This window comes from Zooshikella ganghwensis DSM 15267 (assembly GCF_000428585.1).
GTDB lineage: Bacteria > Pseudomonadota > Gammaproteobacteria > Pseudomonadales > Zooshikellaceae > Zooshikella > Zooshikella ganghwensis.
Map to the genome: position 1 here is coordinate 1 of NZ_AUAF01000147.1, position 10,916 is coordinate 10,916.

A 10,916-nucleotide genomic window follows, 5' to 3' on the forward strand; every position below is an offset into this window, starting at 1 on the left:
AAAGTAGGTATGATGAATATAGTTTATAACATGAGGCGGTTCGTGACATTAAGTAGGAAAAGTGCGCCTGCAATTTGAAAAAAGTATGAACTATCTCTTTTTGTGGGATAGTAATTAGCACTGTAGAGCCCATAAAATGTGAATTTTGGTGTCAAATAATAAGCAGTCGTATTTACCTTCGATAATTTAAGATCTTGCCTAAAAATATTGAAATTTTGGTAACATTTTTAGAGGTGCCCTAGTATCTATATTTGCTATAAAGTCGGTAGCAAAGGATACTATAAAACTTTAATAATACAATAAATGTGCTATATTTGAAGTGTTTATGCTTTCCAAGTATAGCCTAATGGTATTCATTTCATCCGACTTTTTAGTATATTGCGGTTTTTGTATTTCCTCAATAGTTGACAGATAATGATGTGTTTTCTTCTTGGTTGCAATGGTTAAGGTGTGCGCTAAAATAAATCATAAATATTGATCGTTATAATTAATTCTGATTATGTCGAGAGTAAGATAAAAATAAATTATTGAAGATTGCATGATTGTAGATGATGGGTATTTGGTCTATCGTTTTGTTTTTTTTGTGGGTAATTTTTTTGCGGAATATTGTGTTTAAAAAGTTTATAATTTCTGGCGGTATGGCACTTTTGTAGTAATTTGATAGCCCTGACGTAGCTTGTTAAAAGCACTTTGTAGCTGTGTTAGGGTAATATGATATGTAATCGTTAGTACAATTTAATACAAATTTGATTGTGGTGTTAATGAAATATTTTATTTATTTTAATGACTTTGAAAAGATAATTAAATAAATGTTTTGCTTCTCATTGATGGTGAAATCAAAATCTCAAGTAGAAGGTAATGTTTAAAAAATTATTTATTCTTTACTGGATGGTGTTTATATTTTCTTATATGAGTTTGATCCACTAAGCATTGTCAAATGATGATAGTGCTAATGTTATTGTCTCTATAAGTGCAATGAATCGGTTGCGCGAATCATTAATAATGAGGTATTCATGAGAAAGTATTTAGGTAAATTTTTACTGTCGGGTGTTAGTTTTGCCATTTTCAGCAGTATGCAATTCGCTTATGCTGACAATGGTTTTGCTAATGAGAAAACAGATGTACTTTTTGAAATTAAGCAAAGTAATAAAGCATCTGTAGAAATCCTCGATAAAGTTAACACTATAAATGATTTTAAAGAAGGTTTACTCGCTCTACGGGTTGAAGTATCTACAGCCGAAGACACAGCTGCTACTGAAACAAAAGCACAAGGCGTCATCAATAGCATTGCAGCACCAAACTTTAATGCCACAATTGATAAGAATGGTACAGGGTTTTACATAATCACGACCGTTGAAGGTTTAGCTGAAATTATAAAATCCGAAAATGTGTTATCAGTAAATTCTGCTATAAGTAAAATACAATCTTCTTCCTCTAACTCTTCTTCAAGTTATGTGTATGCTCCCGATGCTGCTAAGCCTGCAAAAGACTACACAGGAAAAGGTATAACCGTTGCGGTAATTGACTCAGGCGTTAATACTAATCACCCACAAATAAAAGGTAAAATTGTTAAAGAATATTGTTTTTTAAGTCCTGATACAAGTGCACTTACTGCAACTCAACTTAAAATTAAACTTAGTAAGTTTGGTAAAGACTATGGAGGTTGTCCAAATGGGAAAAACTTCGATGAGAGTATAGGTGCATCAGAAGATGAGAATGGTCATGGAAGCAACGTAACTGGGATTATTGCTGCTCAACCTAGTACTACAAAAGATGCAGTCCCCAGAGGCAGTGCGCCCGGCGTAAATATTGTAAGTATGAAGGTAACTAATGCTAAAGGACGCTCTCAAACTCAAGATATTGTTAGTGCACTAAGAAAACTTGCTACTGACCCAGCGTTAAATGATGTTAAAGTCATTAATTTAAGCATAACAAATCCTGGTAATATTCCTGAAGATTGTGACAATATGAGTAAAGGTGACTATCAAGGGTTAATTAACCAGTTAGTTTCTCAAGGTAAAACTTTTGTTGCAGGGAGTGGTAACAATGGATATTCAACAGGTGAAGGTTTTCCTTCTTGTTTGAGTAGTACTATTTCTGTGGCTGCACATTCTGCCACCACAATACCTGGAAAGTCATCAGATTTTTATAATAATTATAAGTGTGTCCACCCTAATTTAAACGTTACAGCTGATGAAATAACCTGTTTCTCAAATGTTGGTCCAAGTACTGATATTGTAGCACCAGGAGTTAATGTAAACTCTATATATAAAAAAAACGGAAGTATTGTTAACACTTCTGCAAAAATGACTGGGACCTCTCAAGCTACACCTGCTGTTTCAGCCTGTGTAGCAAGAATGCTTGAGAAAGATCCTACGCTTACACCTGCGGCAATTAAAAACTATTTACAAAATAGTGGGAAATATATAACCAAGCCTAACGATAAAGACTTTTACATACCTAAAATGGACTGTGATGCAGCCATTGATATGGTGAACGCTATGGTTAAAAAGGCATAGTTTTATAAAAAATAAAATTATTTTAAATTTAAGCCCTGCTTTGAAGTAGGGTTTTTTCTTTTCTTAACACAACTATTTGTATTTCCTCTAAACTTGTTATCAGTTCATGCGTGGCATCACCACAACCAATATCCTTCTTGGTTTAAAATATATCTATACCCAAAACGAAGGGTTTTTAGGGGAGGCCGTCAAGCGATGAAGCCCCCGGAGCTTAAATTAATAAGTGACTGGGGTGAAGAGTGCTGACAACAAACCCTAAAAATGATTCGTGAAGGGTATATATGCAGTCATCCTAGCCAAACGGCTAACCCACTTTTTACTGTAAGCTAACCTTTAATGCTGAGGTCGAATAAGCATTAATAAATGAGTTCGTAAGGATTGTGGTAATAAGGTACTGATATTTGCAGCCCAGTTGTAATGAACATTTTGCCAGAGCTCCCAATACGTTACTTCTGGGGAAGTGGTTTTATATGAAATAGCCTTAAATTTTACCTTTGTGTCAATAGGGTGATCGGCAATAATTTGTTTAAATCGCTGTAAATGAAGTGGCGTGCTCACTAAGAAAACCGTTTGCCAACCTTGTTGAGTAATAATTGACTTAGCATTTTGCCAGTTAGTTTGACTATCGTAGGAGTGTGTTTCAGTTAAAATGTTGTCATCACCAATAGCTTGATTGACCAAATACTGTTTCATAAGGTTTGCACCATAAACATTGTTGGTTGGGCGTGAACCTCCAACACATAAGAAAGTATTGATGTTATATTTTCTTGCTAAAGTTAGAGCATGATTAAGCCTGCGAAGTGTTTGGTTGCCTAATGCCGTATAGTTGTCATTAAAATCTCCCATAAGGATAATTAATGCATCAACTGATGATGAGTCTACGGTATCATTATGGCTAAATTGGTACGATACATATTTTAACCAGGCAATTGATAGTATTAAATCGATAATTAGCAGTACTATCAGCAGTTTTAGTATCTTTTTTAGAATAGGATGGTAGCGTGTTTGCATCTCATTAATCATCAGATAACGTTTATAAAAAGGTTATTAGGGGGCTGTTTTTAAGTCTTCAATTGCTTGATGTTGGCTAAGATAGATGTTGCCATTTAGTTGTTTGGTAAAAGTAGTTTTTTGTAGTGTATCCATCACAGGGCCTTTCACTTCTGATAAATGGAAGTGAATATTTAACTCTTGTAAACGACAATTGATGACTTCTAATGCTTCCAGTGCACTTAAATCAATTTCATTAATTGCGGTACACATTAGAATAACATGCTTGACCTTAGTATTCTGAGCAATCAAACTGTATATCTTATCTTCCAAAAAGCTGCTATTGGCAAAGTAAAGACTCTCATCTACACGAATAGAGATAATATGAGGGTAAGTGATGACATCATGACGTTGAATATTACGAAAATGTTCAGTTCCTGGTATTTCGCCTACCACAGCAATATGTGGACGAGCGGTTTTAAGTAAGTGCAGGCTGACTGAAATAGCTACTCCACTCAATACACCGTACTCTACACCAAAGAATAAGGTTATAGTGAGTGTGGTGGTGATCCCTGTAAACTCTGTTCGAGAATATCGCCAGGCTTTTCGAATTAAGCCGATATCAATAAGTGAAATAACGGCCATCACAATGGTGACTGCCAGTGCTGCTTTCGGCAGGTAGAATAGCAATGGTGTAAGCCATAATGACACAATCGCTATACCCAATGCAGCAAAAATACCGGCAGCAGGTGTTGAAGCGCCTGCATCAAAATTAACGACAGACCGTGAAAAACCACCTGTAACGGGAAATCCGCCAGAAATTGCAGAGGCTAAGTTAGCAGAGCCTAAACCAATAAGCTCCTGATTTGGATTGATACGCTGACGTTTTTTGGCAGCAAGGGTTTTGCCAATGGATATGGACTCAATAAAGCCAATAATGGCAATTAAAAGTGCAGAGCTCGTTAATTGTTGCCAGTGAGCACCAGTCATTGTAGGCCAACTTAATTGGGGTAAACCCTTGGGAATTTCACCGACGATTGCAACACCTTTTAAGTCAAGCCGAAAATAATAGGTGGTGAGTGTAGCGAGTAAAATGACGATGACGGGTGCTGCTTTTGATAAAAGTTGAGCGTAGTGTAATGGTATTCCCCACGTTGGAAAGTACCTCAAAAAGCAACGACGTAACCACCATAAACCCGCTAAACAGCTTATGGCCAAAATACAGGTAGTGCTGTGCATTGCCGGTATTGACTGAAATAGGGTCGTTCCCTGGGTAATTAAATTATCACCACTGACTGGAATTCCCAATAGGTGCTTGAGTTGACTAATAATGATAATTATACCGGATGCGCTGATGAAACCAGAAACTACAGGATGAGATAAAAAGTTGGCAATAAATCCAAAACGTAAAATACCCAAAAGCACCAGAACTAAACCAGAAATAAAAGCAAGGAGAATTGCAAGCGTTGTGTAAGCAGGTGATTCAGGAGAGGCTATAGGCATAATTGCACTGGCGGTCATTAATGAGATAATAGCGACCGGCCCTACGGATAGACTATAACTGGAACCCAAAAATCCATAAAAAACCAGAGGTAAAATGCTGGCATATAAACCCATTTCTGCAGGTAGCCCTGCTAATAATGCATAAGCTAATGACTGAGGGATTAACATAATGGTGACAATAAGTGCAGCAATAAGGTCACCATTAAAATGCTCAGTTTTATAGTTTTTAAGCCATTGCCTTGCTGGAAACAGCTGCTTTATGACAGACAGGATGAGAGAGTTTAGCTGCATAAGAGAGCACTTATTATATTATTTTCAAAAACGATTAAAAACCGTTGATGGGTAGTTTAAGGTATGTTGCACCATTATCAGCAGGAAGAGGGAGCTTTCCTCCACGAATATTCACTTGCAAAGCAGGGATGATGAGTTGTGGCATGGTTAAGGTGGCATCTCGCTGTTGTCGTAGCGTAATAAATTCTTGTTCAGTGACTTGCGCTTTGATATGAATATTGTTTTCTTGCTCGGTTTTTACTGAGGATTCGAACTGTAACTGTCGTCCATCAGGGCAATAGTCGTGACACATAAAAAGGCGTGTGGTATCAGGTAAATTAAAAATTCTTTGAATTGATTGATAAAGGGTTTTGGCATCTCCACCAGGAAAGTCTGTACGTGCTGTACCACTGTCAGGCATAAAAAGGGTATCGCCAATAAAAGCTGTATTGCCAATTACATACGTCACACAAGCAGGGGTATGACCGGGGGTTTGCAAAACGTGACCGGTAAGCTGACCAATTTGAAAGCTGTCGCCATCATTAAAAAGGGTATTAAATTGTGAGCCATCACAAGGGACTGAATGCGTGTCATTAAAAAACCTGGCAAAAGTAGATTGCACTTCGGTCACTTTATTACCAATCCCTAGCTTTCCACCCAATTGTTGTTGTAAATAATGTGCAGATGTAAGGTGGTCTGCGTGAATATGGGTTTCTAATATCCACGCTAACGATAAATGATGTTCGTGAATATAATGAATAAGCTGATCGGCTTGGGCAAAATGTAAACTACCTGATGCATAATCAAAATCTGCGACGGGATCAATAATTGCACATGCAGATGAGTTAGGGTCTTTAACGATATACGTCAGAGTTTGTGAATGTGGGTCATAAAACGCTGTGACCTGAGGTTGAGTGGTTAAACTTGGGGTGAAAGGTAAAGCGCCATCCATGCTTAATTCTCCATTACTTATATCGTCTTGGCTGTGAGTATTTAAACATTAACACGTTAACTTAAAAATCTAATAACGCCAATACTTGCTGTGCATTGGCATTGGCTTGTACCAACACGGAAATTCCGGCTTCCTGTAAGACTTGTGCTCTGGAAAATGCAGCTGTTTCTGCTGCAAAATCGGCATCAACAATACGAGAATTCGCTGCTGAAAGATTTTCACTAAAAACACTTAGGTTATTTACACTGGACTGAAAGCGATTTTGAAGTGCACCTAAAGAGGCTTGTAGGCTGCTGACTTGATCCAAAGCATTATCAATAGATGTTAAGGCATCAGTGGCGTTACTTGCTGTTGTGATGTCGACATTATCCAATAATTTACCATCTTCAACATTACCAAATTCACCCACGCGAAACCCTGAACGATCAATGGCTGAAAAAGGGTTTTGGGTTGTTATATCAATTTGGCCTGCGCCTGTTAATAGAATTGATGAGCCTGTATCTGCACCAATTGACGCCACATTAAACCCGGCTTCTGCCACATTGGCACTATCATTAGCCAGGTTAATATTTCGGCCATCTGCAGCAACTAAACGAAATGATGTACCAAAGGCTTCTGCCGTTACCCCTGTGACACCCTGCTTACTGTTAACAGCAGTAAGCACATTGTTAATGATAGTACTTGCTGAGTCAGCAGCATTAAAACTGATGTTGATGGTTTCGCCATTAATATCGATGGATTCATTTCGGGTATTGCCTGTAGTAATTGCTGTGCCATAGGCAATGGTTGGTAAAGCTGTGGCAGTAACGCCTGTTTGACCCGAAACCCGATTAATGGCTCCAGCTTTAGCGATAGCACTTCCATCTTTGTTATTAAATGAAGCTGTATCATCACTGGTTAACGAAGGACCAACGGCCACACCGTTAATGACTAAATCACCGGATTGTAAAGCTTGTGTCACTCCGACTCGACGACCAACAACACCACTGTTACCACCACTAAAAGTACCTTTCAGTAAGCCGGTAAAGCGATCAATATCAGATCGGCCAAAGTCGATATTAATATCAGCGCCACTGCGGGAAATAAGAGTGTAGCTGCCGACAAAGGTTTGCGCCGCACCACTGATGCCTACAGCAACCGCCGCGGATAAGCCCGAACCATTATCATCATACACAATGTTGCGTCCATCATCGGCGATAAGTGTTATGCCCGTATTAATACTGCCGGTGTTTTCAGCACGCACACCAGTTTGCCCTTGAGCTGCATTAATGGCTGTCACCACAGACTCTCGGTTGGTATCAGCACTGAGTGCATTATTGGTAGCAACCGCAATGGTTGTGCCATTGATAATGATATTACCGCTAACGGTTGCATTGGTTGCAGCTAAAAAGCCGGCGTAGCCAACCACGTTGGTGTTTGCTCGGGCATTGACACCTGTTTGGTCACTTACACTGTTGATCGCTGCAGCAATGGCAATTCCACTTTTCTCATTATCTGCACTGGATAAACTATCATTGGTGGAAGACGGAGCAGGGACTGCAATGCTGTTAATGACAATATCGCCCGCTAGCAGTGAAGTGAGTGATCCAGGTCTGGTTGATGATATGCCATCAGTAAGGGCGCTACCAAGGCGGTCTGGTGTAATAGCACTGATGGATACAGGAATTGTTTCACCCAGATTAGTACCCACTTGGAAGTTTGTTTTAGAAAGGGAGCCGTTTAACAGAGGTTTCCCATTGAATGTTGTGTTATTAGCTACGTCTTGAATTTCATCAATGAGTTGCTGGACTTCTTCATTGAGCGAGTCTCTATCCAACGAAGTATTACTGCCATTTGATGACTGTAATGCCAGTTCTCGAATACGTTGGAGGTTAGTTGTGATAGAGGAAAGGGCTCCCTCAGCCGTTTGAGTAAGTGAAATGCCATCGTTTGCATTACGAATAGCAGTGGCCGTTGAGCTTATTTGTGTACCGAATCGAATGGAAATTGCCAGCCCTGCTGCATCATCACTGGCATTGTTGATACGTAGCCCAGAGGAAAGCCGTTCAAGGGCTGTTGCTTGCGCTTGTTGCGTTTGATTTAGGTTACGCTGAGCAATCAGTGATAGCAGGTTTGTATTAATAATCTGGGGCATAGTGAACCCTCCCCATTAGCGCATAGCTGCCAACTTGCTTGGGGCAGGACTAGTAGTTAGTGAGTAATAACATAACTGATTGAAAGCTCATTTCATCACTCACTCTCAGTATTGGTGGGATTTGAAGAGATGTTAAAGATGTTTCAGAATTATTGCGCTTAATTGTAATGAGTAAAAGTTATGACCGCACTATGAATAAAAAAAATATGAATAAAAAAAGGCGACATAAGCCGCCTAAATATAGTGCTGCAATGGAACAATGATTTCTCCAGTAGTAGGTTGATTTAACTGTTAACCATTTTGCTCCTGAGGTAATAAAGCAGGTTTTTTATACTTCCAGAAAAAGCCAGCAGTGAACACGACTGTAGTAATTGCACCGATGATGGTGGCAACGTTCATTGGCAGGTTAAATCCAATTTCAGCGTTGGCTAGATAAGTGATGGTGACTGCTGTCATAAACATTGCAGGTATTGTACAAATCCAGTGCAGCTTACCTTCTTTAATCAGATAGGCTCCAGCAGCCCAAAGCATAATCATCGCTGTGGTTTGGTTTGCCCAGCCAAAATAGCGCCAGATAACGCCGAACTCTGCTTTGGTGATAAGGAAGCCAATTACAAACATAGGGATAGCGATTAATAGGCGTTTTACCAGCGCTTTTTGAGGTAATTTAAAGAAGTCAGCAACAATGAGGCGGGCACTACGGAATGCTGTATCACCAGAAGTGATGGGTAAAACAATTACCCCCAGTATGGCCAGAACACCACCTATTGCTCCAAGCAGTGAGGTGGAAACTTCATGGACAACTGCTGCAGGGCCACCAGATGCTAGGGCTGCATTAAGCGCTTCAGGGCTTTCATAGAATGATAAGCCTAAGGTACACCAGATTAGCGCAATAACACCTTCACCAATCATCGCACCGTAGAAAATAAAGCGACCTGATTTTTCATTTTGCATACAACGAGCCATTAGCGGTGACTGCGTTGCATGAAAGCCTGAAACTGCACCACAAGCAATGGTAATAAATAGTAAAGGCCAAAGTGGAAGCTCTTTAGGGTGTAGGTTGCTGAAATCTAAGCCTGCGGAGTAAAAGCCTTTTTCACTGATACCTAAACCAACGAGCAAGCCTATAGACATAAATAGTAACAAGGCGCCAAAGAAGGGGTAAAAGCGGCCAATAATTTTATCGACGGGCACAATCGTTGCGATAATGTAATAACCAAAGATGATGGCTACCCACCAGGCAACATTCATTTCAGACAAGCTACCAAGCAGTTTGGCTGGCCCAAGCACAAATACCACGCCCACCAGTAACAACAGCAGAACCGCGAAGATATTCATAAAGTGTTTAGCGGCAACACCTAAGTGTTGGCCTACTACGCTGGGAACACTGGCTCCTTTAGCTCGCACAGAAAGCATACCTGAAAAGTAATCATGAACAGCACCGGCAAAGATGCAGCCAAATACAATCCAGAGCATGGCAACTGGGCCATAAAGTGCCCCTAAAATCGGGCCAAAGATGGGGCCTAGTCCGGCTATGTTAAGTAGTTGAATAAGGTAGACTTTTTTATCAGACATGGGGACAAAATCAACCCCATCGTTCATTGTTAGTGCGGGTGTTTTTTGTTCGGGGCGGGGACGGAAAATTTTCTCAACCAGTCCTCCGTAGACAAAATAGCCGGCAATCAGTGCGCCGACGCAAAGTAGAAACCACATCATGTTGATGGCCCTCCCAGTTATAGTACTGTCTTTATCCTGCCCTGCCAGTTTATCCCGGTTGATATATAAAGAAGGACTGACAAATAGGTGAGTGGCTGAATAGTCTGGGGAGTGGTTGGAAAACATGTGGGAGTGGTTGCAGTCAGGTTACTCTCTCATGTAAGTATCATAAATCCTTTCAGGACCACCTTAAGTTGCCAATTGAGAATATTCCCTATGGTAGAGATCTTATTAACTGCACTGTTTAGAAAAGCTGTATATAAAAACTGTTTTTATAAAGCGCTATGCCCAGAAAGGCTGCATACCCCCTTCGAACATGCCGTGAATCCTTCCTTAGAGGCATGTTTTACCTAACTTAGTGGCAAGGAGTTACAAGTAAGTTAACAGGTCCTAGTAAATAAAGTCCACAATCTATACTTATTATGCAGTACTTTTATTGAATGTTTGTGTATATAAAAAAGAGTATCCTTGGTTTCCAATAAAGTAGCTTTAAGCTTCTGGATAACAAAGAGGTGGTTTTAGGTGGAGGAATTAAATGCTTTTGTATAAACTGCATTCCCACCATCCTTGGCATTTAATTACCCATAAATTTGCAATGAATACAAGGTTATGTCACTTTAGTTGCCAAAAGTGGACTTTTGGGCAAAAAACAATGGATTCTTGGCTAAATGAAGAGCTGTCAGGATGTGCATTTAAAGATCAGCGTTTGACAACTCGTTTTAAAAGTATTGTTGCTTGTTTATCCGAAAAAAGTGGTAAATCCATACCTGAGATATGTGAGGAGTGGGCATCCACTAAAGCTTTTTATCGTTTTTTATCAAATGAACGGGTA

The 10,916-nt window shown here is 39.7% G+C and carries 7 protein-coding genes; 2 read left to right on the forward strand and 5 right to left on the reverse strand.

Annotation, left to right across the window (positions count from 1 at the left end; all coding sequences use genetic code 11):
- Positions 1-1,013: 1,013 nt before the first annotated feature.
- On the forward strand, positions 1,014-2,519 hold the full coding sequence (locus tag F607_RS0121325; protein WP_027709699.1) for a S8 family peptidase: 1,506 nt from the start codon (positions 1,014-1,016) through the stop codon (positions 2,517-2,519).
- Positions 2,520-2,852: 333 nt separating this feature from the next.
- Here F607_RS0121325 and F607_RS0121330 read toward each other — a convergent pair whose 3' ends face one another.
- The 5 genes from F607_RS0121330 to F607_RS0121350 form a co-directional block, all read right to left on the reverse strand.
- On the reverse strand, positions 2,853-3,530 hold the full coding sequence (locus F607_RS0121330) for a YdcF family protein (protein WP_211233689.1): 678 nt from the start codon (positions 3,528-3,530) through the stop codon (positions 2,853-2,855).
- Positions 3,531-3,566: 36 nt separating this feature from the next.
- A complete protein-coding gene (locus F607_RS0121335) occupies positions 3,567-5,303 on the reverse strand; it encodes a SulP family inorganic anion transporter (RefSeq protein WP_038291998.1) in 1,737 nt (578 codons plus the stop codon).
- 34 nt (positions 5,304-5,337) lie between these two features.
- Positions 5,338-6,234, reverse strand: a complete 897-nt coding sequence (locus tag F607_RS0121340; protein WP_027709702.1) for an MBL fold metallo-hydrolase — start codon at positions 6,232-6,234, stop codon at positions 5,338-5,340.
- Between the two features lie 61 nt (positions 6,235-6,295).
- Positions 6,296-8,368 carry a flagellin N-terminal helical domain-containing protein gene (locus F607_RS0121345; RefSeq protein ID WP_027709703.1) on the reverse strand — a complete coding sequence of 691 codons (2,073 nt, stop codon included), beginning with the start codon at positions 8,366-8,368 and terminating at the stop codon, positions 6,296-6,298.
- A 291-nt stretch (positions 8,369-8,659) separates the two neighbouring features.
- Complete coding sequence (locus F607_RS0121350) at positions 8,660-10,084, reverse strand: carbon starvation CstA family protein (protein ID WP_027709704.1); 1,425 nt, start codon at positions 10,082-10,084, stop codon at positions 8,660-8,662.
- 652 nt (positions 10,085-10,736) lie between these two features.
- On the opposite strand from F607_RS0121350, the gene F607_RS34835 reads away from it, so the two are divergent.
- Positions 10,737-10,916 (forward strand): IS4/Tn5 family transposase DNA-binding protein (locus F607_RS34835; protein WP_027709705.1); only part of this gene is annotated, 180 nt, incomplete at its 3' end.